Source organism: Kushneria sp. AK178 (assembly GCF_053903105.1).
The window spans coordinates 2,279,934-2,305,368 of the sequence record NZ_CP096381.1 but is presented as its reverse complement, the minus strand read 5'-3'; the positions used below and the strand labels follow the sequence as shown (position 1 = coordinate 2,305,368).

Below are 25,435 nucleotides of genomic sequence, written 5' to 3'. Positions count from 1 at the left end.
GGCTCGCCTTCCGGCGGGGATGCGCTATAGTGATTTTCGCACGTTCACACAGAGGTTATTGCCATGCCTGATCAAACGCCCACGCCCCGCACTGCCTGCGTCAAGAAGGTCGAAAAGGGGTGTGGCAAAACCGTGTATGAAGTCCGCGGCGTCAACCCCGACACCGACACCCTGCTCAGCGAGTACGAGACCGAGCAGGAGGCGCTCGATGCCGTCAAGCGCTACGAGTGTGAAAACTGATCGATCAGCGTTTTGATCAGGGGCCGCACCGTTGCGGCCCCTTTTTTGTGCCGCGTGTTGACGTCCGGTCGGCGTAACCCTGTTACCCTGTGTGATCGCGGTATACGCTGATTGATATCAAACCGGTTTGATGAGGTGTTTACAGTGCAACAACCCTTCAGGATTGCGCCTTCCATTCTGTCGGCGGATTTCGCACGTCTGGGGCAGGAAGTGGACGATGTTCTGGCCAGTGGTGCCGACATGGTGCATTTCGATGTCATGGACAATCATTATGTGCCCAACCTGAGCTTTGGGCCGGCCGTCTGCCATGCCCTGCGCAACTACGGCGTGACCGCCGAGATTGATGTTCATCTGATGGTATCGCCGGTGGATGACCTGATCCGTGCCTTTCTGGATGCCGGTGCCAACCACATCACCTTTCATCCCGAGGCCAGTCTGCACATCGACCGCTCGTTGCAGCTGATCATCGACGGCGGCGCCACCGCAGGGCTGGCGCTCAACCCGGCGACGCCGCTGTCCACGCTGGATCACATTCTCGACAAGCTGTCGATGCTGCTGGTGATGACGGTCAATCCGGGCTTTGGCGGGCAGTCCTTCATTCCCGCCATGATGGACAAGCTGCGCATGGCACGCGCCATGATTGATGCCACCGGCAAGCCCATCCGCCTTGAAGTCGACGGCGGCATCAACGCCGACAACATCGCCGAAATTGCTGCGGCCGGCGCTGATACCTTTGTCTCCGGCTCCTCCATCTTTGCCAAACGCAGCGAGTCGGATCCGAACCGCTACGATTCAATCATGCGCGCCTTCAGGGAACCGCTGGATGGTCTGCCGGGCTGACCGCCGGGTCGATGTGGCATCCGGGCCTGCGGTGTGGTCGCTCTACATCATCGAAAACCGGCTGGGGCATCTCTATACCGGCGTGACCACGGACGTGGCGCGCCGTTTTGACGAGCATCAGCGCGGCGGGACGCGCTGCGCCCGATCGCTGCGTGGCAAGGGGCCACTGCAGCTGCGATTTGCCTGCCCGGTCGGTGACAGGCGCCGGGCGCTTCGCCTCGAGCGACGTATCAAGAAACTCTCCCGTCTTCAGCGTCTGGCCATCATCGAGTCGGGCAGACTCCCCGATGAATAACCAGCCGGCAGGGCGATGGCCTGACCCGGCAGACGTGCAGGCCATCACCTGTCTTTTGCCCTGTTCCTCGAGCCGAAACCTGAAATACTGTCTTGTTGTCATTAGCCATGCATCAAAAGGGGGCGCAGGGACGACCCGACAACCCCGGGGCCGCTGATGTCGGCATAAGCCGCAGGTGCCCTGTTTTCTCGCTGTGGAAAACGCTCGACAAAACGCCGGCTCCCGAGCCGGCGTTTTTCATGCCTGTCGGTCGCTGTCGCATCGACCGGCAGCGCCCTGGTGCTCAGCGCTCCAGCGCGTCCCGGTTGTAGGGCGCGCGCGGTTTTTCTCCCCGGAGCACCGCCAGGGCGTTGTCCACTGCAAGCTCGGCCATGGCGTAGCGGGTTTCATGGGTGGCCGAGCCGATGTGGGGCAGGGCGACGACGTTGTCCATGTGCGCCAGCGGGGAGTCGGCGGGCAGGGGTTCGGTCTCGAAGACATCAAGACCGGCGGCGCGGATGGTGCCGTTTTGCAGCGCCTCGATCATGGCCGGCTCGTCCACCACGCCGCCGCGGGCGATGTTGACGAAGATGGTGTTGTCACCCATCAGCTCGAACTCGCGCTTGCCGAACATGTGCCGTGTGGCATCGGACAGCGGCACGGTCACACAGACAAAGTCCGACTCGCGCAGCAGATCATCGAGTTCCTGCCAGTCGGCGCCCAGCTCGCGCTCGAAATCCTCATGGCGCGAGCGGTTGTGATAGCTCACCGACATGTTGAAGCCGAACCTGCCACGCCGGGCGATCGCCGCGCCGATGCGGCCCATACCGATGATGCCCAGCTTCTTGCCCTGTACGTCCACCCCGAACTGCGGCTCGGCAATACCGCCGGTCCACTCGCCCTGTTTCACCATCTCCGCCATTTCCACGGCGCGTCGGGCGCTGGCCAGAATCAGCAGAAAGGCCGTGTCGGCAGTGGTCTCGGTCAACACGTCCGGCGTATGGCACAGCGCAATGCCCCGCTTGCTCAGGTAGTCGATGTCGTAATTGTCCACACCGACCGACACGCTCGAGACCACCTCGAGATGGGGCGCCTGATCGAGCAGTTCGGGGGTGAGGTTGACGCTGGAGCCGATCAGGCCGTGGGCCCGGGACAGCGCCTGTTGGAAGTCATCGTTTTGCGTCAGATTCGAGGTCTGCGAAAAATCCAGCACCTCGCATTCACGCTCCAGCTTGTCCCGCAGGGCCGGCTTCAGGGCGCGCTGATAGACAATGACCGTTTTCCTTGAAGACATGATCTCTCCTGGTGTTACCGGAAGGAGCTGCCGGCGGCAGCGTTCCGGTCTGATGGGTGATGGGGGTAAACAGCCGTGGTGTCATGGGCCCGACGGCGCTCAGGCCAGCGACCGCAGTCGCTCGACATGACGTGCGGTGCTCTCCGGGTCGTCATGGTCCAGCGGGAACTCGATGGCCCGCGGTACCCCGGCCGGGAAATGGTGCCAGAGCTCGGCCCAGTGCGAACGCGTGGCGTCATCCGGCGGGCAGGCGCGAGGCACACCGCTGGTATGCGTGACGGCCTTGCAGTGGACATAGCGCACCCGCGGCCCCAGTCGACGGGCCGCCTGTGACAGGTCATGGTCCGTCCAGTAACCGTTGCCCAGATCCAGCGTCGTGCCGAGCTGCGCCGAATCGAGTGTGCGATGCAGGGCGGCGTGAATCAGCGGGTCGCCGCCGCAGGGCGTCTGATCGTTTTCGATCAGCACCGGCAGGGTGTGGCCGGCCAGCCCGGCCTCAAGCGCGGCGGCACCGTCGTCGATGCATTCGGCGCACAGCTGGCCGAGCCCGAACTTGATCCACTGCGCCCCCAGCGCCTCGGCGCGTGCCAGCGATTGGGCCATGTCTTTTGCGTTCAGCCGGCCCTGGCTGTCGAAAAGTAGCGTGGCGGCAGACAGGGCACAGACCAGCGAGGCCTGCTCGATCGCCGCGCGCAGCTGCTCGAGGGGCCAGTCGTGCTCGCCCAGCAGCTCTTCACGAATCTCGACGCCCTGGGCGCCGGCCGCCCGGATATGGTCACAGACGCCGGCCTGACCCAGTCGCGTGACCGTATCGGTGCCGAAGGCGGAGGTGCAGATCATGACCGGACCCATGGCAGACTCCTTGTGTCCTGTGGTTGGAAAACGAGATCGGAGGATGTGGTCGTGTCGCAACCGACATTGATCAAGGGCGACAGGCGCATGTCGTGTTCAGTGTCGTGGAGCCGCGCGAGTACAGGTGCGCCGGAAACAGGGTCGTCTGCGGTGCGCTCGTCGTATTGCCGATCCGATCGATCAGCGTCTCGATGGCGCTGTAGCCGATGTCACCGACCGGCTGGGCCACGGTCGTGATGCCCGGGCCCACCAGTGCACTCCACGCAGGCTCATCGATGCCCAGCAGGCCGAGCCGCTCGAACGGCGCCGCCAGCAGGGCGGAGAGGGCGTGGCACACCTTCAGGGTGACCACGGCGTTGGCACACAAAAGGGCCCCCGGGGTATCGTCTGCCTTCAGCCACTGATCCAGCGTGACGGCCAGGCCGGGCGGCTCGAGGGCGTCTCCGGCGGCCTCATGTACCGTGGCGGGCAGGCCCGCCTCATGGGCCCGGCGCCGGAAGACCCGGGCGCGCGATTCGCGCGAGCTGACCCCGGCGACCGGTTCGGTAATCATCAGAAGGCGTTGGTAGCCCTGCTCGACCAGGTGCGACACGCCCAGAGTGACCGCCTGCTCGTTGTCGAGACCGACCATGTCACAGTCGAGCCCGTCGATGTGGCGATCCACCAGCACCATGGGCAGACCTTCCTCCTGGCGGGCGGTGAGTGGTGCCACGTTGCCGCCCGGGGTATTGATGACCAGCCCCTCGACGCTGTAGCCGTGCAGCACGTCCAGGTGCCGGCGCTCGAGCCGGTCATCGTTGTCGGTGTTGCAGACCAGCAGCGAATAGCCATGATCGCGACAGGCCTGTTCGGCGCCATGCAGCATGTCGACGGTGTAAGGATTGCGCATGTCGGCCACCACCATGCCGATCAGACCGGTGCGGCGCCCGCGTAGACTGCTGGCGATGCGGTCGGGGGCAAAGCCGAGGCGCTCGATGGCGGTCTCGATGCGCTCGATCATGGCATCGGACAGCAGGGCGCGTTCGCACCCGAAATAGCGCGAGACGCTGGTCTTGGAGACGCCGGCATCGCGGGCCACATCGTGGATGGTCGGGCGGCGGCGTTCACCGCTGGACGCTGATGGACGGGACGCTGTCATGGCGCTGCCTGATTTGCCGAAACGGTGAAATAATGTCTGGGAACGTTCCCATTGTCGGTTCAGGATGTGACATGACGGGGGCATGGGAAACCAGACCTTGGTCGCAGGAACGGCCCGGCCGGGCGGCACTGACAGGCGGGGAAGCGATGGCAGGGGCCGCCATCGAGCGGCCCCGGAAGCGGGCAGGGGTCAGTGCAGCTTGAGGCGCGGGCGAATAATCGTGTTGATGCGATCGACCAGCATGCGAATCCCGGTGCGCGTGTAGCCGTGGATGGCGGCCTGGTGCATGCGATAGAGCGAGGCGTAGAAGATCTTGGCCAGCCAGCCCTCGACCAGAACGCCCCGGGCCGAGGCGCCGCGCATGAGATTGCCCACGGCATCAAAGTGTGCCAGCGAGATCAGCGATCCCATGTCCTTGTAGTGGAAATCGCTCAGCTGGCGCCCGGCCATGGCCGCTTTCAGATTCTTGTAGAGCGTATTGGCCTGCTGGTGGGCCGCCTGAGCGCGCGGCGGGACCATCTTGTCACCCGGCTGCGGGCAGGCGGCGCAGTCGCCCAGGGCGAAGATACGTTCGTCATCCACGCTCTGCATGTTCTGCTGCACGACGAGCTGGTGGTTGCGCTGGGTGGTCAGCCCCAGTTCCGACATGACGGCAGGGGCGCGAACGCCGGCCGCCCAGACGGTCAGGTCGGCATCGATGCGTGAGCCATCGGCAATCTCGAAGCCCTGCTCGTCGGCCTGGGTGACGCGGGTATCGGTGTGGATCTCCACCCCCAGTTGCTCGAGTTCGCGGTGTACCGACTGGCTGATACGCTCGGGCAGGGCCGGCAGCACCCGCGGGGCGGCTTCCAGCAGATGGATCTTGAGCTGCTGGCGGCTGATGCGGCTAAAGCCATAGCCGTGAAGCATCTGCGTGGCGTTCAAAAGCTCGGCGGAGAGCTCTACGCCCGTGGCGCCGCCGCCCACGATGGCCACCGACATGCCGGATTTGCCCGACTCCTCACGGTTGCTGCAGCGCAGAAAGGTGTTGAGCATCTGCTTGCGAAAGGCTTCCGCCTGGCTGACGCTGTCCAGAAAATAGCAGTGATCGGCCACTCCCGGCGTACCGAAGTCGTTGGAGACGCTGCCGACCGAGAGCACCAGATAGTCGTAGTCGAGCCGCCGCTCGGGCAGGACTTCACGTTCTTTATCATCGTGAATGGCGGCCAGACGAATCTGGCGCTGTTCGCGGTCGAGACCGCACAGCGTGCCGATCTGATAGCGATAGCCGGCATTGGCCGAATGGCCCTGATAGGAGACCTCATCAAGGCTCGAGTCCATGACGCCGACGGCCACTTCGTGCAGCAGCGGCTTCCAGATGTGGGTCGGGTTGCGATCGACCAGAATGATTTCGGCCTTGTTTGACTTGCCCAGCTTGCGCCCCAGGCGCGTCACCAGTTCAAAGCCGCCGGCACCGCCACCGACGACCACAATGCGAGGAGTCGCCATTGATTGCTCCGTAAAAAATAAAGGGGGGAAACGTTCAGGCGGTGGTCCGGCGCCCGGACCACGGCCTGAAGGCTTCCGGTCACAATGAACCGTGACATGTCATCGGCTGGCGCCGATACTTTCGACACTGCAGCGGCGCATTCGATCCGGCGATCGCCGGAAGACCCGCTTTCCTGTATATGGGGGCATCATGCCCCGAATTCACCCGTAGCGATGGCCCGATAATGCACGATGCGCTCCACAATATTGATCTGATCATCTATGACCTGGATGGCACCCTGATCGACTCGGCGCCGGATCTGGCGCGGGCCGTCGATGACGTGCTCGACACCATGAATCTGGCCCCCGTCGGTATCGAGCGGGTGCGGGACTGGGTGGGCAACGGCTCGAGGCGGCTGGTCGAGCGGGCGCTGCTGCACGCCCGCGCCTTTGGCACCGAAGGGCCCGACAGCGCACAGCTTGACGATGCGCTGGCACTTTTCATGCAGTTCTACGAGCAGCACATGCTGTCCAGCACGTACTGCTATCCGGGCGTGATCGACTGTCTCGAGGCGCAGCGCGAGCGCGGTATCCATCAGGCGCTGGTGACCAACAAGCCGTCACGTTTTATCGACTCGCTGCTTGAGGCCATGGGACTGGAAGGCTTTTTCACCCATACCCTGGGGGGCGAGGCGCTGCCGGAGAAAAAGCCCGATCCGGCGCCGCTTCTGCATGTTGCTCGCGCGCTGGATATTGCCCCCGAGCGGGTGTTGATGATCGGCGATTCACGCAGCGATGTAGAGGCCGCCAGAGCCGCGGGCTGTCGCTGTCTGGCCGTCACCTATGGCTACAATCACGGCGAGCCCATCGCGGCGTTGAACCCCGACCATCTTCTTGATTCACTTGAGGAACTCGTTTAGGGTTGAAGCGCGCCATGGCGGCGCTGCTCGCCCCTTTTCTCCCTTCCCGCGAAGGACATTTCAGCTTGCGAGATACCATCATGTCACTCGATTCAAAGGCCTGCGGATTGATGAGAAACGTCAAGCGCTGGCGCTGGTGATGCCGGCGCCCGAACAGCCACGACGTATTGTTTCTCTTTTACAGGACCCAGCGACATGATGACATCCGAGCGCTTCGCCGAACTCGCCGCCGAAGGCTACAACCGCATTCCGATCACCCGTGAGGTGCTGGCCGATCTCGAGACACCGCTGTCGACCTATCTCAAGCTTGCCGACGCCCCCTGGAGCTTTCTGCTCGAGTCGGTCACCGGTGGCGAGAAGTGGGGTCGCTACTCGATTATCGGACTGCCGTGTCGCGAGCGCATCGAGGTCAGCGGCTTTACCGTACGCCACTACGTCGATGACTACCTGCAGGGCGCCAGTGAGGTCGAGGACCCGCTCGAGTGGATCGAGCAGTTTCGAAGGCGTTTCAGGGCCCCCGAGACCAATGATGCGATGCGTTTTGACGGCGGGCTGGTCGGCTATTTCGGCTATGACACCATCCGCCTGATCGAGCCGCGACTGCGCGGGGTCGAAAAGCCCGACCCGATCGATGTGCCCGACATTCTGCTGATGGTGGCCGATGAGCTGGTGGTCTTCGACAACCTGTCGGGGCGTCTCACGCTGCTGGTCCACGCTGACCCGGGCGAGGCCGATGCGCTCGAGCAGGCCCGGGCGCGGCTGGCCACGCTCGAGCATCAGCTGCGTCATACGCCGATGACCACCCAGAGCCCCGGCACCGGCCGCAGTGCAGTGGCCGAGGACGACTTCTTTGCCAGCTTCTCGGAGCAGGGCTACAAGGATGCCGTGGCGCGCATTCGCGACTACGTGGCGGCCGGCGATCTGATGCAGTGCGTGCCGTCCCAGCGCATGACCATCGGCTATCAGGCGCCGCCGCTGGATCTGTACCGCGCACTTCGAAGCCTCAACCCGTCGCCCTACATGTTCTTTTTCAACCTCGGCGATCACCACGTCGTGGGCGCCTCGCCCGAGATTCTGGCGCGCCTGGACCGCGACGAGGTCACGCTGCGCCCGATTGCCGGCACCCGGCATCGCGGGGCCAGCGAGGAGGAGGACCGCGCGCTGGAGCAGGACCTGCTCGGTGACCCCAAGGAGATCGCCGAGCACGTCATGCTGATCGATCTGGGACGCAACGACGTGGGGCGCATCAGCGAGCCCGGCTCGGTCGAGCTGACCGATAAAATGACCATCGAGCGCTATTCGCACGTCATGCATATCGTCTCCAACGTGACCGGGCGGCTCAAGCCGTCACTCGGGCCGATGGACGTGCTGCGCGCCACCTTCCCGGCCGGCACGCTCTCCGGTGCGCCCAAGGTGCGCGCGCTGGAAGTCATCGATGAGCTCGAGCCGGTCAAGCGCGGTATCTATTCCGGCGCCGTGGGCTATCTCTCCTGGCAGGGCAACATGGACATGGCGATCGCCATCCGCACCGCCGTGATCAAAAACGGGGAGCTTCACGTGCAGGCCGGGGGTGGTATCGTGTCCGACTCCGACCCCGATAATGAATGGCAGGAGACGCTCAACAAGCGCCGTGCCATGTTCCGCGCCGTTGCCATGGCGGAACGCGGACTGGACAACCTCGAATAGCGCCGGATCTTGTTTCGAAATCCGGGCGCCAACACAGAATACCGGCCGGGTCGCTTTTGAGTCGATGTACCGACCGCCCGGCCATCGTGGGGAGGGAAAGCCATGAAAATCCTGATGATCGATAATCACTACGCCCCTCCCATGTACTGTATATAAAGACATATGCCGCTCTTGAGGCCCCGCCAATGGCGGGGCCTTTTCCTTTTTGGTGCATAGCAGTGCATGACCATCCTGCCATGATCTGGGTAAAATGCTGGGTAAATCGTTTTTACCTAGGCGAATGCGGAGTTTTTACCCAGCATGGCGATCTCGGACACCAAGGCGCGACAGGCAAAGCCGAAGGCGAAAGCGTACCGCCTGGCGGATGATAACGGCCTGTATCTGGACGTTCAGCCCAGCGGCCGGAAAAGCTGGCGGGTGCGCTACTTCGTGGACGGCAAAGAGGGCATGTTCACGATCGGGCAGTATCCGGGAGTCGGGCTCAAGGAAGCGCGTGCCACGCGGGACTGGGCGAAGGATCAGGCGGCCCGGGGTGTGCATCCGAAGAAGGCGCGCGAGGCCGAGCGGCTGGCGGCTAGGCGCGAGCAGGTAAACACGTTCGGCAAGCTGGCCGAAGAGTGGTACTCCAACGAATCGCCGCGCTGGTCGGCCTACTACTGTCAGCAGGTCAGGAAGGGGCTCGATCGCGACATACTGCCAACCTTGGGTGATCGACCTGTCCGTGAGGTCACGCCGGCGGACATACTCGAGCTGATCACCGCGATCTCGGACCGCGGCGCGCCATCGGTGGCCACGCTGTGCCGGCAATGGATCGGCGCCGTCTATGGCCATGCCATCAATACTCTACGCGTCGAGTCTGATCCTACGCAGGCGCTGAGGCGCACTATCCGGCGTGTACCCACCAAGCACTCCACCAGCCTAACCCCAGCGCGGCTGGCGAATCTGGCGCGCGATATTGATGGATCACAGAGTTACCGGCTGACGCAGATCGCGATGCAGGTGCTGATGTTGACGATGTTGCGAACGGGAGAGATGCGCCAAGGGCTCTGGCAGGAGATCGATTGGAAGCGGCGGGAATGGCGGGTGCCGAAAGAGAAGATGAAGCGCAGGGTGCCGCATGTGGTGCCGCTGTCTGATCAAGTCATGACGCTGCTGACCGAGCTACACGGATACACCGGGGGCAGGGATGTGATGTTCCCGAACAACCGTCATCCGAACGACTTCATGACGAGCACGACCATCAATACGGCGCTGATGCGTATGGGCTGGGGTGGGGAGTTCAGCGGTCACGGGTTCCGCGCGACGGCCTCAACGCTGCTGAATCAGCACGGCTGGCGGGGTGACCTGATCGAGAAGCAGTTGGCGCACTCGCCAGGCGACAAGGTGAGAGCGGCGTACAATCATGCAGACTATTTGGATGATCGACGCCGCATGCTACAGTGGTGGGCTGATTACATTGACGAAATAACTAATTTTGTCCATTAACAAATATAGCGATCATGGCTTTTAAAGTAGTGTTGTGTCTTTGCTTTTCAAGCAATAACTCTCTAGTGAAATGGCTACGATAAATTCTCTTGTCTACTTTTTCAGTGTTAATGTATCTTTGAAATTTCTTTTTACAGTTTTGACTTGACTCAGGTGCTGATTCGCCCAAGATGTTCAAGAAAGTTCTCTCAATACAAGGCTCGTTTAAAATAACATTTATATTTTCTCTTTGCGATTCTCTTTCAATGTCTCTGATGTTACCTTTGTCGCTATCGATTACCATGTAAGTTTGTTCACAGTCTTTAGATTCCTCTTTTGCATGTTCTAAAATTGCTTCAGGGCTTCCACCTTTGCGATTGTTAATGTTGAATTTGTACCTAGAGTCTGAAAAATATTCACGGAGTAACTCAAAAAAAGCTTTCTCCGTGTATCCTTCTACCACTATTGAAACAATAAGTTTTATTCTAGGGGCACGTTTACTCATTTAATTTCCCCTAAGTCGATCTCTGAAGCATCAAGCTCAGGAATTCCCCCGAGCCCTCCTTTTATATATTTTCTATAGATGTTGTCCTCGGTACGGAGACCTTCAATTTCGTCTGCTCTATAGCAAAAAGTACAAAGGTCATCTTTTTCTACAAAGTAAATTTGGTGCCGACCAAGTTCTTTCATTGCCTCTAAAGTATGGCCACTAAATATTAGCTGGCCTTTACCAATATTTATGTCTGGGTTCATAAAAACTTCTATGATGAAAGACATCATATATGGGTGTAAGTCGCTATCAAGCTCATCGTACACAGCAACACCACCTGAGACCATTATGGGTAGTAGCCTCCATAACGCGCTCAGTATTTTCTGAGTCCCAGTAGACTCCTTAAAAAATGGTAAAGAGTATTCATTACCATTTGAGTCAACATGGTTTGCAAAGATAATATTTTGTTCTTCCATCTCCTTATTCGCACGGTATTGTATCTTGTCCAACTTTAAGCTATCTATACCCAAGTCGAGTTTGCAAACTACTTCTTGTATAAGATTAAGAACCGGCTTGTAGTCTACTAGTGATTCAGAAAGAGACATTAAAGCTTCAAAGTGGTCCTCATCTTTACCTTGTTCCCTTATATTTGTTTGGATGTGCTTGAAGCCATCGATACCTTTAAACAAAAGAGGAAAGTCGTTTTCAAGATTAAGCTCACTGGCAAGGCTATTAAGCATTGATCCAAGAGAATAGCAATCAAGTGTAGAACTATAAGCTATGCTGGGAATTTTTATTTTCCGAGATGATGTTATTTTCGATATGTTTTCGCTTACTTTTCTTTCATATATTTTTAGATATTTTTTTGTTTCAGGATTAAACCATAAAAGAGATTCTTCTTTTACTTTCTTTTCTGCAAGAGTCGTTCTTAATTTAAATTTTTCATTTTCATTAATATATTCAAGGCAAAAATATGACTCTTCTTCGCTTGGGCATAATGCATGACCTTCATAAGCTATATCCTGCTTATTGTTAGGATTATAGCCCAGCATAAAATAGTTTAAGAAAGCCAGAGCTTTTAGAAGGTTGGTTTTTCCTGATCCGTTCGCACCGAAAAAAGCGCTAATTTTGTTTATTTTTTTACCATCATAAAGATAATGATCATCTTCTTTGGATTTACATGTAAAATCCAGAGTTACTTCTTCTTTTACAGAATAAAAGTTTTTAAAATCTATATTTAATATGTACATGAAAGTACCCTTTAAGTGCTTATGCACGATGTCAATAGAAGCATTTTTTCACATTTTTGTGTCAAATTCCTAGTGTGGTTACACTTTTTTTGATCGCTCCCATTCTTGCTTGATCCAGTCGTTCACATCGGCAGCCCGCCAGCGCACGCCGCCGTTGAACATCCGGCGCCCGGCCGGGAAATGACCGTCTCGTACCATCTGATACATCTTGGTGCTGCTGTAGCCGGTGCGATCGCACACGTCATTCATCGACAGCAGCACTTCCTGCTCGGGCTGGTTCGCCAGCGCCGCCTCCATCCGTTCGACCAGGCTGATCAGCCGTTCATCGCTTTGCATTTCCATGGTCACGCTCCCTTCAGTTGCCGTTTTCGCTCTGAGTGTTGATCACGCTCGTTCTGCTGTTGCTGCTGGCGGTGACGCTCGACAGCCTCCGGCACGCCCGGCGTACCCCAGAGCCGCTTGAGTCGGTTGTGCTGGCGGTCGCGCTGACGGCGCATGACCGGCAGTAGATCCTGCAGCGGCAGTGGTTCGCTGTCTTCGCCGACCAGTCCGGTGCCGTCACATGTCGCGCACGGGCCGGACGAAAACATGCCCGACCACTCACCAGTGCCGTTGCAGCTCGGGCAGGGCGCCGTGGCCGGTTCCTGCCAGTGCAGCGGCCTTGTCTTGCTCATGCCACGCCCCCAGCAAACATATCTGCCTGCTGTTCCGCTCGAGATAATGCGTCAGATACTCGCGGAGAAAGCCAGAGGCATTCTGTTCGCTTCACTGTCCCGCGATTGCCGCCGGCAGTGACGTCGCGATTCAGCATTTGCCAGCCCTGCAGGCGATCGGCGTAAAGATCAGTGGCATACCCCGACAGAACCACAAAACCGTCGAGGCCCTGCACAGCCTTTATCATCTCGATGTGCTGATCATCGGTCATCTCATGGCGGTAATAGCGTGCATTGGCTTCCATGACTCGTGCGCTTGTGACGTATGGCGGATCCACGTAATGCAGCACTCGCTCACCATCACGATCTCTCAGGACGTCGATAGCCGGTCTGTTCTCGATCACGACGCCGGTCAGACGCTCACAGAATGCGGCGATATGCTGCGGATAACGGGCCCAATAGTCGGCTGGGTTCACCCCGCGTCCTTCACTGCCGGAAAACCCTCGAAAACCTGTCCGGCCCTTGGTCGCTGACGCCGATCCGAATCCGGAGGCAGCGCGAAACAATGTGCGGCGTGCCTGCTCGATCGAGTCTGACGATTCTTCGCGGTACGTCAGATCGAACTCATCGCGCGAGTACGGCGTCATCATCAAAAGCTCGGTCAAGCGCTCGGCTTGGGATGGATCGCGTAGCACGCGAAAGACATTGCAAATCTCGCTGTCGAGGTCGTTGTAAACTTCGTACTGACTGCGGGGTTTGCGCATCAGGACGCTGGCGGATCCGCTGAATGCCTCGACGTAGGTGTCATAAAGTGTGGCGGGCGGGAAATGCGAGATAACCCAGTCAGCGACGCGCCACTTCCCACCGTGGTAGCGCATTACGGGTGGCAAGCTCGTCATGCCTCTACTCCCTGTTCGATTTCTCGCACCCATGCCGCGACCTTGGGGCCCAGCGGATGCGGTGATGATTGGCTGGCGGCGATCTCATGCTCATCGGAGGCAGTCGAATGCTGTTGCTGCCACTCGCGAAACCTGTCCATTTCCAAGGGCTTTAATGCGGTCCAGCCGATTGGCCATCCCATCAGCCACTCGACCCATTCCGGGTTCAGTTGGCCACCCTCGCGGCTCATAACGGCATGATCGAGTCGGTCGTTGTCGCGTCTGCGTCCGTCTTTCCGTTTCAGTGCCCCCGGGCTCGACCCCTTGCAGGCACTGGCCGTTGGTGTGGGCCACTTGGTGACTGCCGTGGCCAACCCGGTGCCGCTCTTTCCCTTGCCCGGCTTGTTGTAGTTCCCACATACCGTCGGTGTCGGCCACAAGCCAGAATCGGTCTCGCTTATGGGGAGCGCCTGTGTCGGCAGCGGATAGGCAACCCCAGCGCGCATCGAACCCCATCTCGGCCAGGTCTCCGAGTACTCGTCCGAGTCCTCGAGCAGTGAGCATTGGGCTGTTTTCCACGAACACGCGTCGTGGTCGTATCTCGCGAATGATCCGCGCCATGTGTGACCAGAGTCCCGATCGCTTCCCCTCGAGTCCGTCGCCGGATCCTGCGGCGCTGATGTCCTGGCAAGGAAATCCGCCTGAAACCACGTCAACAATTCCTCGCCATGGGCGTCCGTCAAAAGTCGTGACGTCAGACCAGATCGGGAAAACCGGTAGGGCTCCATCGTTTTGTCTCTGTGCCAGAACGGATGCGCAGTAGGCATCACGTTCAACTGCGCACACGGTTCGCCATCCGAGCAGGTGCCCGCCGAGAATGCCGCCTCCAGCGCCTGCGAAAAGAGCCAGCTCATTCACTTCTGTCTCCTGCCGTCGCTGGCGGATCAACTGGGTCGCGCGGGTTGATACACACGGCACCGACCATGAATAGCATGACCAGTGCATATCCACCGCCTGTGATGCTCCACAGAATCCAGCCGCCGATTTCCATTTCATTCATGACCGTCCTCCCTGTCGGGCTCATAACCCTGTGAGCAGTGGAGAGTGCTTTTACCGGTTTTGATGCAGCTCTGGTGCTGCGCCCGGAATTTGGCAGCGGCACCCATTGCGATGGCGACCAGCCAAAGAACTACAAAACCAATTCCGGCGGCGATGGATGCTGCTTCTTTACGCGTCATGATCGGTCTCCAACAATTTGATGTGTCGCGGCCTCAATCTCAGCCGGCTCGGTAAGGCGCTCGGCGGTGATTCGATAGAGCTGGCGATTGATCAGGCAGTGCCGCTCTTTCTTGTCGGCGTCCGCCAGTAGTGACTGCACGACGATATCAATGGCCTGTTGTTCCTGCAGCAGGCTGATACCGGCTGCTTCGGTGGCCGGTGTCATGCGGCCTCCTGCTGTTTGCCGTCCCGGGTAAATACGAATGCTTCGCGCTCTGTCATGGTCTGGCAGTAAGCTAGGAACAGCTCAAAGATGAATGGCGACATATTCAAGGCATCAACGCCGTTGCCATCGTCGTCGCGCAGCGTGACGTGAGTGGCGCCCTCTGCGCCGGGGTGAGTAGTGACGTGCATGATTGCTTCCTGCTTTGTTCGAATGATGCCTATTGCTCGACCATGGCCAGCCGGCCAGCGCGTACTGATAGTCGCCAGCCATTGTGTGCCGCCAGCTCGGCGGCGGCACGGGTAGGCGTGCTATAGGCGAGTGAAACCGGCCCGCGCGGGGTGCTGATGCGAGTGGTGCGGATCATGCCGACATCTCCCGACGCGTTGCGCTGATAGAGCTGGCGGTTTGCTGGCGGGTAGGGCGTACCCGCACGGCCTGCTGGTTCATGCCGGCAGAGAGCGAGAACATCACGAGCATGATGCACAGCGGACTGATCCATCCCCGGCGCATGGCCTCGGCCACGGCGGCCGTGGCGCGCTCGACCTGCAACTTGTGATAGATGACGCGCATGGCGACCGTCACGGTGTTTGGATTGACGCCGTACTGCCTGGCAATCTGCTTTTGCGTCATGCCCTGGGCGAGCCCCAGAAGGTAGAGCGCCTGCTTCGGGGATAAGTGCTGTCCGTCACGCTTCTCTGGCGTGATCGCTTTCCAGCCGTTTGATTCGATGATTTTCATTTTTCCACCAGTCCCTGCGTTGAGCTGATGGAAATAGGTTAAGCATGCTAAATTATTCAGTCAAGCGCTTAACCCGATTTTTTTTCAGAATGCTTAAATTGAAGGTAAAAAAAGGCCTTCGAATGAAGGCCTCTGGAATTTGGCTATATCAACTGAACTTTCTGACCACCTTCCACCAGAAGCAGTGGCCGATAATCCTTAAACCTTTTGATTCTTCGGCTGAGAGGTCTTCGTCCGGATGAGTCTGAGAATTGAAGCTTCTGAGGCTGATTCTTCCATGCGGGAGTCGATACAAGCGCTTTACACGAAGTAACCCGCCATGGTCGATCGCGTATATCTCTCCATCCTTGATGCGCGTCACGCCCTTGTTTATCGCAATAGTGGAGCCGTCGGGCAAAACGGGCTCCATCGAGTCGCCAGATACAACTATGCATGCTGCAAGCGATGGCTCAACACCGGCTTCCTGAAGCTCCCGCAGAGGCATTCGCATGAACTCGTCGCGAACTTCCTGAACAGCAAAGCCACCGCTCCCGTCGGATAGCTCTACTTCCCTGAAAAAAGACACAGCAACCTCCCCAGGTGCCAACTGGTCGTCGTCCTCGAAGGGTACGACGTGACCCAGTGATTTGGCGTTCTCTTTAGGACCTGTGTCTGATGTTACTGTATGTATATCCAGCATTCCACCAGTACCCTCTATCAGCCAGGCATAGGAAACCCCTGTAGCCCTGGAGAGCTTCAGTAGGTTTGCAGCTGTGGGAGCCTTGGTTTCCGAGTTCAGCCACTGAGAAATGGCTGAAGGGGAAACCCCGCACATCTTTGCGATGCCGGATTTGCTCATCTGCGAGTGTTCTATCGCTTTAGCGATTCTTTCTGTGATGTCCATTTTAGCAAGGTTAAACGAGATGTTTTTAAGCATGCTTGACGCACTTAATTGAGAATGCTTAAATTTTGGCATCAACGGGAGATTCCTCATGACCTTGGATGAAGCAATCAATTACTACGGCGGCAGGAAAATCGATCTGGCCAAAGCCCTCGGCATTTCCGCATCGGCAATCACTTTGTGGGGCGAAAGCATCCCGATGCTGCGTCAATTTCAGATCGAGTCTTTGACTCGCGGTCGCTTAAAAGCTGACAGGAAGCCTTTAAGCGTCGCCTGACCATGTAGGTGGGCCTTTTCTTCCATGAGTTGAATATTACCCCACCGGACCCGCAGCGACAGCGCTCTTGAATGACATGGTTATTTATACAGGGGTACGGGAATGGAACACATCGACCTATCAACACTGAGTGACGAGCAGCTGCAAATGCACGCCGATCGCGCTCGCAACGACCACTTCCACTGCGCCAAGCGTGACAATCGTCCCGGCATGATTGCCGCGCTGGCGGAATACTATCGGGTGCGAACCGAGCAGGCCGGCCGCCGTGTTTCTCACCTGCGCATGGAGCGTGCATCGCTCAATGAAGTGGCCGACGCCGAGCGCGCCGAGGCGATGAGCGTGGCGCAGATGGCCCACTGGTCAGCCGTGGCTGAACGCGACCATGGAGTGTCGGTATGAGCCTTGAGGCCATGGCCTGGGCACGCCGCTCTCTGCCCACGCTCCCTAGTGATGTCAAAACGCCGGCGCGTCTGGCCCTCATGCTGCTGGCAGACTATGCCGCCGCTGACCACGTGAGCTGGCCGTCCATCAAGACCATGTCTCACGAAATGGGCTGCAGCTCTCGCAGTGTTCAGCGCGCGATCGACCTGCTCGAGCAGCGTGGATTGTTGACCGTTGAATCCCGCCACGACGCCCACGGCCGCCAGCGTTCGAACGCCTACCGTCTGGCTGTTGGGGGAGGGTGTCAATTTGGCACCCCCACCACATCACCCGAATCAGGGGAGGGTGACAATCTGACACCCCGGGGTGACACGGATGACAGGGGGAGGGTGTCACCGGTGTCACCCCTTGAATCTACCACTGAGAACCTAACCCCCTCTCACTCTGGCGCGGATGACGCGAACGAATCCGATTCGATCTTCGAGCGTGCCAGGCATCTCGACGATTCAGGCAAACCCCTGACCGCTGGTGCTGACCAGATCTCGATGTCGCTCGACTGGGTTCCTGATCAACAAACCCTCGCCGTTGAGTGCCAGCGCCGTGGCCTGCCCATGGACACCCAGCACACCGCCGCCGAGCTGGCGGACTTCACTGCCCACTTTGCCGACACCGGCAAGCGCTTCGGCGCTCATGCCTGGGTCGCCCGCTTTGCCCGCTGGATTCACGAGAACCGCCGCCGCGAGGCAGCACGCAATCAGAACACCGCCAGCACGACCGCCAAGACTGGAGACCGCCATGCAAGCCGCACAGCAAAAAACCAGAACCGAGCCCCGATCGGCCGCCTCAGTCCTGCAGAAGCTCGGGCCGAATATGAGCGCCAGCAACGAGAGCGCGCACAGCAGCCAGACGCAGGGCAGGTCTTCGACGGGGATTTCCAGCCCGGTGACGGAGGAAACCATTGATCAGCTGTTTGCGGCGTTTGATCGGCTGTACGGCCGGCACTGGCATCACCGCTGCCGTGAGTGCGGCTGGGGCGATGAGATCGGCGGGCAGTGGCAGTCGTTCGACCGTGACCACGAGTGGCTGAATGTTCTGGCCCATCTGACCGAAGCGCACGTGCGTTCCGGCATCCAGATGCTTGATGAGCAGGCCACCCAGCTGGTGGCAGAGGGCAAAACGGTCTGGCCGCCAGATTCCGCGCTGCTTTTCTCGAAGGGCTGCCGAGTTCGCCCGGAGGTTCTGGGCTGGCCGACTCGCGAGCAGGCATGGCGGCAGGTGCAGCAAAACGCTTTTGTAGGCACCGCCATCGATCACGAGGCCGTGCGTGCTGCCATGACCGGCGTTGATACCGATGCATTGCGCGTGGCGACTTATGAGCAGATGGGCAAGTACCGCCAGCTGTTCCTGAGTGCTTATGAGAGCGTCATCAATCGCGCCATTGCCGGTGAGCCGATCGAGAACCGCGCGGCCCTCGAGGATCGCAACCGGGTGAACCAGGCAGAGGCTGCAATGCGCGCCGGCGAAGAGAAGGCCGCGAAGATGGCGGCAGAACATAAGGGCCCGTCCGGCATCGCCGGTCTGCGTGCCGCACTGGGGAGGAATTGATATGGCACAGCTGATTCCGTTTGAGTTTGAGCAGAGCAACGTCCGAGTGCTCCAGAGCGATGACGGCGAGGCGCTGTTCGTGGCTCTCGACGTCGCGTTGGCACTGGGCTATTCCAAACCGCGCAACGCCATCGAGCGTCACTGTAAGGGGGCCCTGAAACGGGGCGCCCCTACAGCTGGCGGTGAGCAGATGGTGACAGTCATCCGCGAGCCTGACGTTTACCGCCTGATCGTCCGCAGCAAGCTGGCCAGTGCCGAGCGGTTCGAGGCTTGGGTGTTCGAAGAAGTCCTGCCGACCATCCGCCAGCACGGCCGCTACGAAGCTCAGGCCGTGCCGGTACCGGATGACAATCTGACCGGCATTGCCCGGGCATCTGCCATTGCCAGTGCTCTGGATGGCGCCGCCCGTGCCTTCGGGTTCGACGACAACATGCGAATGCTGTCGGTCAACCAGGCTGTGCAGAAGCGCACCGGCGTCGATTTGCTGGGCGAGCTGGGCGCTACCCACCTTCTGAGCCCTATCAACGAGCGGTTCATGACGCCCACCGAGCTGGGGGTGGCGCACGACATGAGCGGGGTGGCCGTCAATCGCGTGCTGCGTGACCTGGGCTATCAGCGCGAAACCCGAGACGGCAAGGGCAAGCTGGTGTGGCAGCTATCGGATGCCGGGCGCGCTGCTGGCGGGCGCATGATGGACACCGGAAAGCGCCACGGTGATGGCTCCCCGGTTCAGCAGCTCAAGTGGCCGGAATCGATCTCGGATGTACTGCGGGAGGACGCGGCATGACTTCCGCCAGCCGTACCACTCGCGCCGTCATGATGGGGCAGAATCCGCGATTTCGTCTCTATCTCGATCATGCGGTACGAGCCCGCAATGGGCTATCCCATGACGACCTGCCTGATGGCACTCATTCAGAGACCGACGCGGCCGACGCGATCCGCAAGGCCTGTGGCGTCGACAGCCGCTCATACCTCGATTCATCTCATAGCGCAGCGCAGATGTTTGATCGCATTGTCAGCGACTACCAGGCATGGCAGCGGCGGCAAGGGAGGGTGGATCGATGACCACATCTGCCCAACGCAAGCCCGCCTCAGTTCGTCGGAAGGCCGTTGACCACGAAGGATCCGAGCAGCGGGCGCTGATGAGCTGGCTGCGTGGCGAAAGCCTTAGAAACAGTCAGGTCGGCCAAGCATGGCCGGCCACATACCACGTTCCCAACGGTGGCCACCGCCACAAGGCAACGGCCGCTGAGCTCAAAAAGCAGGGAGTGAAATCGGGTGTGTCTGATCTCGTGGTAGCCGTCGCCCGGGGCGGCTGGCATGGGCTGTATATCGAGTTCAAAGCAACTCCACCGAACCACGCCGGCTTACAGGATTCTCAGCGCGAATGGCTGGCGGCCATGGAGTCGCAAGGGTATTGCGCCGTGTTGGCGCGAGGCCTCGAGGAAGCGCGGGCGGTATTGCGTGAGTACATGGCATTGCCACCTACCGAAGTCACGACGCCGGCCGAACAGCTGGCGGCTGGTACAGGATGGAGGCGTTGATGCGATTACCGTCGAGCGTGCAGCAGATTGCGGATGTGATTGGTGGTGACAAGGCGCTGAGGCTGGTACGTCAGCTGCCGCCCTGTGGCAAGCGTCCCCGTCGTCGCAACCTTTATATTCCCCGGCCCGGCCGGCTGACGGTCAACCATCGGCTGGTGGAGCTGCTGGGGTGGGAGGATGCCTGGGCGCTTTGTGACGCTCTGGGAGGCCAGACGGTGCAGCCGGCTCTCTGTCGTTATATGGAGCGGGCCATGGGCAGCCGCCGGATTCTGGCCCTACGGGATCTTGGCATGTCACCCCGCGAGATCGCCGACGAGATGGGTATCTCCACCCGGTGGGCGGAGTCGGTCGTTGATGCGCGGGACATGCACCGCAGTGGTCTGGATGTCGATGTCATCGCCCACTCGGTGAAAATCAGCCCGCTGACCCTGGGCTATATCCTCGACATTGACGTCGAGCCCGGTGCCGGTCCTATCAAGCCCCGCGGTGCCGCGCGACAGCTCTCTCCCCAGTTTGATCTTGGCCTTTGATCCTCCGCCAGCGGCTCCTGACAGCGCCGAGAGTGACACTTCATGCATCTTGAGCGCCGCGCTATGCGGCATCACGAGGCTGATATGACAACAGCGTCACGATTCGACCGGGGCGGCATGGCTGAGACCAACGAGCGGCTCGCTCGCGTAGAAGAGCGGGTCGAGCACATCGCGCAGGCGCAGGGGCGTCAGGATCAACATCTCGAGGCGATCCGCGACTCGTTCAACGAGGTCTCCAGCGCCGTTAGCCAGCAATCCAACCTTATGCAGCAGATGGTGGACATGCAGAAGCAGGGTGCTCAGCACGGCCAGCGTCTGGCAATCCTCGAGCAGGAGCAGGAACGCCAGCGCGAGACGATCGCCCGACACCATGAGCTGACGCACGACATCCGTCGCAACGGTTTTCGCATCAATCTGGTCTGGACGGTCCTGGGTGTCATAGCCGCGGCGCTGCTGACCGCGTGGCTGCGCGGTGATCTGTAACCAGTGGGGGAGTAGATGGGCGATTTATCACAGCACTTCAATCGGTCGGAGTTCCGCTGCCATTGCGGTGAGTGCGGATTCGACACCGTCGACCACCAGACTCTCGGCATCCTCGAGGCCGTGCGGGAGCACTTCCGGTCGCCGGTCATCGTGACCAGTGGCTGCCGGTGCGAATCGCACAACCGCGCAATCGGTGGGGCGACTCACAGCCAGCATGTTCTCGCCCGCGCTGCTGACATTCAGGTGAAAGGCGTGGGGCCCGACGAGGTGCAGGACTGGATCGAGGCGAATTACCCGCACGCCAGCGTGGGCCGATACGCCACGTTCACCCACATCGATACGCGCTCGGATGGACCGGCGCGATGGCGGGGGTGACCGATGGCCGAGATTCTGGCAACGCACGCATTGCCACTAATGGCTTTGCTGGTGGGTCACGCTACCCAGATGCTCATGGCGTTGGTAAGCCAACGTCAGGCCGGCCGTGATATTGGCCTCGCTGTCTATATCCGGTCGCGTCCGTACAGCTCGGCTATCGCTTTGCTGGGCAGCATCGGCGGTTATCTGGTGCTGGTTGATACCGGCCAGCTCTCGGTGGTCGCGGCCTGGGGCATGGGGTATGCCGCCGACAACATGGTCAAGACATTGGCCGATCGCAGCGAGCGGATGGCGTCACCGTAAACAGGAGGCGATATGGCCGACGACAGTATCGATTGGGATGTCCGACAGGTCCGGCAAGGTATGGACATGGCGGTATCCGGACAGCTGAACATCGTTCAGGCAAAGCGTTTTTGGCGCCGTGTTTTGTCCGAGGCAGAGACCGAGCAGGTTATACAGGCGCTGACGGAAGGCATGTTGGGCTATGAACACAGAAAGCAGCGCCAACAGTGCTGCTGTTGCAGGTGTCGATGATGCGTGCCCTGCGATGGATATGGGGGCTGATGCCCATCAAGGCATGGCTGGCCATTGGTGGCGTTGCCCTGATCGTTGCAGTTGGGTGGTGGGTTATCGGCACCATCACCGATCAGGCCGACACCATTGGGCAAAAGCGAGCTCAACTGCAGGCAAAGACGCAGCGTATTGAATCGCTGACCGATCAGCTGGATCAGCAGCGGCGGGATCACCAGCAAGCGCTCGCGGCACGTGACGCAGCAGTGACTGCCCAGCGTCAGCAGGCGCAGGAAGCTCGCCAGCGAGCCAATGAGCTCGACGAACGAATCGAACAGGCAAGGGGACGGGATGGTGATGTGGATGCGTGCATGGGTATGCAGCTGCCTGGTGCTATCGCTGACGGCCTGCGCCAATGATCCGCAGGTATTGCGCGTGCGCGAAGCCGTGCTGCCGCCTGCCTCTTACATGAAGCCGTGCCCGATCTCTCTTGGTGACGGCACAGTACAGGGCGCGCTCACTGGTCTGCGCTCTACCGTTGAATGTGATCGGGCCGACAAGGCCGCGCTGCGTGCGTGGTCCGAACGTCAGGCCGACACAAAAAAGGTACTCCCGGCGGGGGTGTAGCCTGCGGGTAGACCGGCCTCGCGGAAATTGATGTGAGCGAGCGTTCTCAAATCCGGTTGATTGTTGTTGTTTGGAAGTGAGGGTAAATGGCGTTCAAGGGCAAGGGCAGGGCGGTCAACCGCGATGAGCTGGCCGAGGTCTTTGGCGTCTCGCTCAACACCGTCACCAGTTGGATCCGCGCCGGCTGTCCCTACGAGCAACAGGGGCGGCAGGGCAAACCGTGGCGATTCAACACCCGCGATGTATCGGAATGGCTGCGCGACCAGGCGAGAGCCGATGCTGCCCAGGGCGCGCCGCTCGATGAAGAAATGCTCAAGCTGCGAAAGCTGGCGGCAGATGCCGAGCAGGCCGAGTTCGATCTGGCAGTGGCTCGTGGCAAGGTTGCCCCGATCGAGGAGTTTGAGCGCGCGCGAGCGCTGGAAAACGCCACCGTCCGCGCCAACGTCATGAACGTCACCGACCGCGTGGTGACCCAGCTGCTGGGCGAGAAGGATGAGGGGCGCTTCAAGGAGATTATGCGTGCCGAGCTGATCACAGCGCTGGAAACGGCTGCCGAGGCTGACATCGACCTGGATGATGAGGACGGCGATGACGACCACGACGGCTGAGCCCTCTCAGTTCTCCAATGCGTCCGGCGTCACAAGAGCGCTCAAGCGAGCATCGCGCCACCTGGTGCCGCCAGCGCCGCTTAAGCCGAGCGCGTGGGCCGAGCAGAACGTCCGCATTCCTGCAGGTAACGCCATCCCCGGGCCCATCCGATTCGATAACGCTCCCTACCAGCGCGAGCCGATGGACATGGCCACACGTCCCGGCTGCCACCGCATCAGTCTCATGTGGGGCGCCCAGGTCGGCAAGACCCAGCTGGCTCTCTGCCTGCAGGGTTACGGCATTGCACATGAGCCCCGCAGCCAGATGATGATGCAGCCCAGCCAGGGTGACCTGACCACCTGGCTGGAAACGAAATTCAATCCCATGGTGGACGCCAATCCCTCACTGCAACGGCTGCTGGCGAAGCCTCGCAGCCATGAGGGCGTCAATAACCAGCGCATGAAGTCCTACCCGGGTGGGTTCCTGATGTTCGCCTGGGCGGGATCCACCAAGACCATGCGCGGGCGCTCGGCCCCGTGGATCGTTGCCGACGAGATCGACGGCTACAGCGGTACCGATGAAGGCGATGAGGTGCAGCTGTTGTGGCAGCGTGCGGCGACATTTGGCGATCAGCGCCTGTTGCTCGAGATCAGCACGCCGACCATCAAGGGCGCCAGTCGCATCGAGTCATCGTTCGAGCAGGGCGACCAGCGCCGCTTCTACGTGGCATGCCCGCACTGTGACCATCACCAGACCCTGCAATGGGAGAACGTGGTCTGGGACAAGGATGACGACGGCAGTCATCATCCCGATACTGCCGCCTATGCCTGTGGCCACTGTGGCGCACTCTGGTCGGATGGCGAGCGTATCGTGGCCATCAGAACGGCCGAGCAGGTCGGCGCGGGTTGGAAAGCGTCAAGGCCGTTCCGGGGCCATGCCAGCTATCACCTCAATGAGCTCTACAGCTGCTTTCGTCGACTGCGCGACATCGTCCAGTCGTTCCTCGACAAGAAAGCCAGCAACGACCTGCAGTCATTCGTCAACGTGTCATTGGCGCAAACCTGGGAAGAGCAGGGCGAGAAGGCCGACGCCCATGCGCTAATGGAGCGCGCCGAGGTCTACCGTGCCCCGGTGCCGGCTGGCGGCGTGGTACTTACCGCCGGCATCGATATGCAGCAGGATCGACTCGAGGTCGAGACCGTCGCCTGGGGGCAGGGCGAAGAATCATGGTCGATCGACTACGCCGTCTTCTGGGGGGACACGCTGCAGGATGACGTCTGGCAGGATCTCGATGACTATCTTGCCACCACCTGGACGCACGAAAGTGGTGCCCAGCTCGGCATCGTCGCCTCATGCCTCGATACCGGCGGCACCACCGGTTACACCCAGCGAGCGTATGAATACGCACGCGGTAAGACAGGGCGCCGGCTATTCGCTATCAAGGGGGTGTCAGGCTGGGATCGCCCGGTGGTCACCGCACCGTCGCGCAAGAAAACCGGCAAGGGGCAGCGCAAGGTCGATCTGTTCAGCGTCGGCGTGGACGAGGCCAAGCTGACCATCATGCGCCGACTGGCAGTCGAAGCGCCCGGACCCGGCTACACCCACATTCCCGGCGATCGCGAGGCGGAGTGGTTCCATCAGCTCACCTCGGAAAAGCTCCTCACCAAGTATGTCAAGGGCGCGCCGCGCCGCGAGTGGCACCAGACACGGCTGCGTAACGAGGCACTGGACTGTCGCGTGTACGCCTACGCCGCGCTCAAGATCGCCAATCCGAACCTGAAACGCCACGCTCGACGTTTGAGCGAGAGAGTCGAGGATCCGCCGGAATGCACCGCCCTCCGTGATGATGCGCCGTCTCGGCTCGCCAGCGAGCAGGCAGAGGAGCCTGATGAGGAACAGCGGCAGAAACCGAAGCGCCGCGCCGGCAACCGGAAACGACGCAATCGGAGCTGGGTTAATAGCTGGTAGCGGTCAGGCGCGCTGCGGCTGGTGCAGCGCGCCCGATTA

At 60.1% G+C, this 25,435-nt stretch carries 39 protein-coding genes; 22 read left to right on the top strand and 17 right to left on the bottom strand.

Annotated elements, in window-relative coordinates:
• Positions 1–63: 63 nt before the first annotated feature.
• The 3 genes from M1D97_RS10580 to M1D97_RS10570 all read left to right on the top strand — a co-directional run bounded on the left by M1D97_RS10580 (position 64) and on the right by M1D97_RS10570 (position 1,375).
• Positions 64–240, top strand: coding sequence for a hypothetical protein (locus M1D97_RS10580; RefSeq protein ID WP_456267699.1), 177 nt, complete (start codon positions 64–66; stop codon positions 238–240).
• 144 nt (positions 241–384) lie between these two features.
• Positions 385–1,080 (top strand): ribulose-phosphate 3-epimerase, encoded by a 696-nt coding sequence (rpe, locus tag M1D97_RS10575; RefSeq protein WP_456267698.1) that lies wholly within the window; start codon positions 385–387, stop codon positions 1,078–1,080.
• Positions 1,064–1,375 (top strand): GIY-YIG nuclease family protein, encoded by a 312-nt coding sequence (locus tag M1D97_RS10570; protein ID WP_456267697.1) that lies wholly within the window; start codon positions 1,064–1,066, stop codon positions 1,373–1,375. Before rpe ends, M1D97_RS10570 begins: the two co-directional genes overlap by 17 nt.
• 283 nt (positions 1,376–1,658) lie before the next feature.
• Here the strand turns inward: M1D97_RS10570 and M1D97_RS10565 are convergent, their stop codons facing one another.
• The 4 genes from M1D97_RS10565 to M1D97_RS10550 all read right to left on the bottom strand — a co-directional run bounded on the left by M1D97_RS10565 (position 1,659) and on the right by M1D97_RS10550 (position 6,126).
• Entirely contained in the window at positions 1,659–2,648 is a 990-nt protein-coding gene (locus M1D97_RS10565; protein WP_456267696.1) for a 2-hydroxyacid dehydrogenase, read from the bottom strand.
• 99 nt (positions 2,649–2,747) lie between these two features.
• Complete coding sequence (locus M1D97_RS10560; protein WP_456267695.1) at positions 2,748–3,500, bottom strand: sugar phosphate isomerase/epimerase family protein; 753 nt, start codon at positions 3,498–3,500, stop codon at positions 2,748–2,750.
• 70 nt (positions 3,501–3,570) lie between these two features.
• Positions 3,571–4,638: a LacI family DNA-binding transcriptional regulator gene (locus tag M1D97_RS10555; RefSeq protein WP_456267694.1), complete on the bottom strand. Its 1,068-nt coding sequence runs from the start codon at positions 4,636–4,638 to the stop codon at positions 3,571–3,573.
• Positions 4,639–4,827: 189 nt separating this feature from the next.
• Positions 4,828–6,126, bottom strand: coding sequence for an NAD(P)/FAD-dependent oxidoreductase (locus M1D97_RS10550; protein WP_456267693.1), 1,299 nt, complete (start codon positions 6,124–6,126; stop codon positions 4,828–4,830).
• Between the two features lie 224 nt (positions 6,127–6,350).
• Here M1D97_RS10550 and M1D97_RS10545 point away from each other — a divergent pair, with 224 nt between their 5' ends.
• The 3 genes from M1D97_RS10545 (at position 6,351) to M1D97_RS10535 (ending at position 10,196) form a co-directional block, all read left to right on the top strand.
• A complete protein-coding gene (locus tag M1D97_RS10545) occupies positions 6,351–7,025 on the top strand; it encodes a phosphoglycolate phosphatase (protein ID WP_456267692.1) in 675 nt (224 codons plus the stop codon).
• 198 nt (positions 7,026–7,223) lie between these two features.
• On the top strand, positions 7,224–8,711 hold the full coding sequence (gene trpE, locus M1D97_RS10540) for an anthranilate synthase component I (protein WP_456270211.1): 1,488 nt from the start codon (positions 7,224–7,226) through the stop codon (positions 8,709–8,711).
• Positions 8,712–9,011: 300 nt separating this feature from the next.
• A complete protein-coding gene (locus M1D97_RS10535; protein WP_456267691.1) occupies positions 9,012–10,196 on the top strand; it encodes a tyrosine-type recombinase/integrase in 1,185 nt (394 codons plus the stop codon).
• Here M1D97_RS10535 and M1D97_RS10530 read toward each other — a convergent pair.
• From M1D97_RS10530 to M1D97_RS10470, 13 genes are all read right to left on the bottom strand, one after another.
• Complete coding sequence (locus tag M1D97_RS10530; protein WP_456267690.1) at positions 10,180–10,680, bottom strand: RloB domain-containing protein; 501 nt, start codon at positions 10,678–10,680, stop codon at positions 10,180–10,182. The genes M1D97_RS10535 and M1D97_RS10530 overlap by 17 nt on opposite strands.
• On the bottom strand, positions 10,677–11,915 hold the full coding sequence (locus tag M1D97_RS10525; protein ID WP_456267689.1) for an AAA family ATPase: 1,239 nt from the start codon (positions 11,913–11,915) through the stop codon (positions 10,677–10,679). Before M1D97_RS10525 ends, M1D97_RS10530 begins: the two co-directional genes overlap by 4 nt.
• Before the next feature lie 78 nt (positions 11,916–11,993).
• The gene (locus M1D97_RS10520; RefSeq protein WP_456267688.1) at positions 11,994–12,257 is read right to left on the bottom strand and encodes a helix-turn-helix transcriptional regulator; all 264 of its coding nucleotides are present in this window, start codon (positions 12,255–12,257) and stop codon (positions 11,994–11,996) included.
• A 2-nt stretch (positions 12,258–12,259) separates the two neighbouring features.
• The gene (locus tag M1D97_RS10515; RefSeq protein ID WP_456267687.1) at positions 12,260–12,589 is read right to left on the bottom strand and encodes a hypothetical protein; all 330 of its coding nucleotides are present in this window, start codon (positions 12,587–12,589) and stop codon (positions 12,260–12,262) included.
• A complete protein-coding gene (locus M1D97_RS10510) occupies positions 12,586–13,467 on the bottom strand; it encodes a DNA adenine methylase (protein ID WP_456267686.1) in 882 nt (293 codons plus the stop codon). The genes M1D97_RS10515 and M1D97_RS10510 overlap by 4 nt, the downstream gene beginning before the upstream one ends.
• Positions 13,468–13,557: 90 nt before the next feature.
• Positions 13,558–14,292, bottom strand: coding sequence for a DNA cytosine methyltransferase (locus M1D97_RS10505; RefSeq protein ID WP_456270210.1), 735 nt, complete (start codon positions 14,290–14,292; stop codon positions 13,558–13,560).
• Positions 14,293–14,356: 64 nt separating this feature from the next.
• The gene (locus M1D97_RS10500; RefSeq protein WP_456267685.1) at positions 14,357–14,506 is read right to left on the bottom strand and encodes a hypothetical protein; all 150 of its coding nucleotides are present in this window, start codon (positions 14,504–14,506) and stop codon (positions 14,357–14,359) included.
• On the bottom strand, positions 14,499–14,684 hold the full coding sequence (locus tag M1D97_RS10495) for a hypothetical protein (RefSeq protein WP_456267684.1): 186 nt from the start codon (positions 14,682–14,684) through the stop codon (positions 14,499–14,501). Before M1D97_RS10495 ends, M1D97_RS10500 begins: the two co-directional genes overlap by 8 nt.
• A complete protein-coding gene (locus M1D97_RS10490) occupies positions 14,681–14,890 on the bottom strand; it encodes a hypothetical protein (RefSeq protein ID WP_456267683.1) in 210 nt (69 codons plus the stop codon). The genes M1D97_RS10495 and M1D97_RS10490 overlap by 4 nt, the downstream gene beginning before the upstream one ends.
• Positions 14,887–15,078 (bottom strand): hypothetical protein, encoded by a 192-nt coding sequence (locus M1D97_RS10485; protein WP_456267682.1) that lies wholly within the window; start codon positions 15,076–15,078, stop codon positions 14,887–14,889. The genes M1D97_RS10490 and M1D97_RS10485 overlap by 4 nt, the downstream gene beginning before the upstream one ends.
• A gap of 29 nt (positions 15,079–15,107) precedes the next feature.
• Positions 15,108–15,254 (bottom strand): hypothetical protein, encoded by a 147-nt coding sequence (locus M1D97_RS10480; protein ID WP_456267681.1) that lies wholly within the window; start codon positions 15,252–15,254, stop codon positions 15,108–15,110.
• Positions 15,251–15,628 carry a helix-turn-helix transcriptional regulator gene (locus tag M1D97_RS10475; protein WP_456267680.1) on the bottom strand — a complete coding sequence of 126 codons (378 nt, stop codon included), beginning with the start codon at positions 15,626–15,628 and terminating at the stop codon, positions 15,251–15,253. The genes M1D97_RS10480 and M1D97_RS10475 overlap by 4 nt, the downstream gene beginning before the upstream one ends.
• Before the next feature lie 148 nt (positions 15,629–15,776).
• A complete protein-coding gene (locus tag M1D97_RS10470) occupies positions 15,777–16,544 on the bottom strand; it encodes an XRE family transcriptional regulator (RefSeq protein ID WP_456267679.1) in 768 nt (255 codons plus the stop codon).
• 55 nt (positions 16,545–16,599) lie between these two features.
• On the opposite strand from M1D97_RS10470, the gene M1D97_RS10465 reads away from it, so the two are divergent.
• From M1D97_RS10465 to M1D97_RS10390, 16 genes are all read left to right on the top strand, one after another.
• Complete coding sequence (locus tag M1D97_RS10465; RefSeq protein WP_456267678.1) at positions 16,600–16,785, top strand: Cro/CI family transcriptional regulator; 186 nt, start codon at positions 16,600–16,602, stop codon at positions 16,783–16,785.
• Positions 16,786–16,887: 102 nt separating this feature from the next.
• Positions 16,888–17,184 (top strand): hypothetical protein, encoded by a 297-nt coding sequence (locus tag M1D97_RS10460; protein ID WP_456267677.1) that lies wholly within the window; start codon positions 16,888–16,890, stop codon positions 17,182–17,184.
• Positions 17,181–18,128 carry a DnaT-like ssDNA-binding domain-containing protein gene (locus M1D97_RS10455; protein WP_456267676.1) on the top strand — a complete coding sequence of 316 codons (948 nt, stop codon included), beginning with the start codon at positions 17,181–17,183 and terminating at the stop codon, positions 18,126–18,128. The genes M1D97_RS10460 and M1D97_RS10455 overlap by 4 nt, the downstream gene beginning before the upstream one ends.
• Positions 18,109–18,771: a hypothetical protein gene (locus tag M1D97_RS10450; RefSeq protein ID WP_456267675.1), complete on the top strand. Its 663-nt coding sequence runs from the start codon at positions 18,109–18,111 to the stop codon at positions 18,769–18,771. Before M1D97_RS10455 ends, M1D97_RS10450 begins: the two co-directional genes overlap by 20 nt.
• A 1-nt stretch (position 18,772) precedes the next feature.
• The gene (locus tag M1D97_RS10445) at positions 18,773–19,558 is read left to right on the top strand and encodes a BRO-N domain-containing protein (protein WP_456267674.1); all 786 of its coding nucleotides are present in this window, start codon (positions 18,773–18,775) and stop codon (positions 19,556–19,558) included.
• On the top strand, positions 19,555–19,836 hold the full coding sequence (locus M1D97_RS10440; protein WP_456267673.1) for a hypothetical protein: 282 nt from the start codon (positions 19,555–19,557) through the stop codon (positions 19,834–19,836). The genes M1D97_RS10445 and M1D97_RS10440 overlap by 4 nt, the downstream gene beginning before the upstream one ends.
• On the top strand, positions 19,833–20,315 hold the full coding sequence (locus M1D97_RS10435; protein ID WP_456267672.1) for a VRR-NUC domain-containing protein: 483 nt from the start codon (positions 19,833–19,835) through the stop codon (positions 20,313–20,315). Before M1D97_RS10440 ends, M1D97_RS10435 begins: the two co-directional genes overlap by 4 nt.
• Positions 20,315–20,845 carry a hypothetical protein gene (locus M1D97_RS10430; protein WP_456267671.1) on the top strand — a complete coding sequence of 177 codons (531 nt, stop codon included), beginning with the start codon at positions 20,315–20,317 and terminating at the stop codon, positions 20,843–20,845. Before M1D97_RS10435 ends, M1D97_RS10430 begins: the two co-directional genes overlap by 1 nt.
• Positions 20,846–20,962: 117 nt before the next feature.
• Positions 20,963–21,328, top strand: a complete 366-nt coding sequence (locus M1D97_RS10425; protein WP_456267670.1) for a hypothetical protein — start codon at positions 20,963–20,965, stop codon at positions 21,326–21,328.
• Positions 21,329–21,343: 15 nt separating this feature from the next.
• The gene (locus M1D97_RS10420; protein WP_456267669.1) at positions 21,344–21,703 is read left to right on the top strand and encodes a D-Ala-D-Ala carboxypeptidase family metallohydrolase; all 360 of its coding nucleotides are present in this window, start codon (positions 21,344–21,346) and stop codon (positions 21,701–21,703) included.
• Positions 21,704–21,706: 3 nt separating this feature from the next.
• On the top strand, positions 21,707–22,006 hold the full coding sequence (locus tag M1D97_RS10415) for a hypothetical protein (RefSeq protein WP_456267668.1): 300 nt from the start codon (positions 21,707–21,709) through the stop codon (positions 22,004–22,006).
• A gap of 12 nt (positions 22,007–22,018) precedes the next feature.
• Entirely contained in the window at positions 22,019–22,237 is a 219-nt protein-coding gene (locus M1D97_RS10410; protein ID WP_456267667.1) for a hypothetical protein, read from the top strand.
• Positions 22,213–22,632 carry a hypothetical protein gene (locus tag M1D97_RS10405; protein WP_456270247.1) on the top strand — a complete coding sequence of 140 codons (420 nt, stop codon included), beginning with the start codon at positions 22,213–22,215 and terminating at the stop codon, positions 22,630–22,632. The genes M1D97_RS10410 and M1D97_RS10405 overlap by 25 nt, the downstream gene beginning before the upstream one ends.
• Positions 22,526–22,840: an Rz1-like lysis system protein LysC gene (gene lysC, locus M1D97_RS10400; protein WP_456267666.1), complete on the top strand. Its 315-nt coding sequence runs from the start codon at positions 22,526–22,528 to the stop codon at positions 22,838–22,840. Before M1D97_RS10405 ends, lysC begins: the two co-directional genes overlap by 107 nt.
• Positions 22,841–22,926: 86 nt before the next feature.
• Complete coding sequence (locus M1D97_RS10395) at positions 22,927–23,448, top strand: helix-turn-helix domain-containing protein (protein ID WP_456267665.1); 522 nt, start codon at positions 22,927–22,929, stop codon at positions 23,446–23,448.
• Positions 23,429–25,396 (top strand): phage terminase large subunit family protein, encoded by a 1,968-nt coding sequence (locus M1D97_RS10390; protein ID WP_456267664.1) that lies wholly within the window; start codon positions 23,429–23,431, stop codon positions 25,394–25,396. Before M1D97_RS10395 ends, M1D97_RS10390 begins: the two co-directional genes overlap by 20 nt.
• Positions 25,397–25,435: the final 39 nt, after the last annotated feature.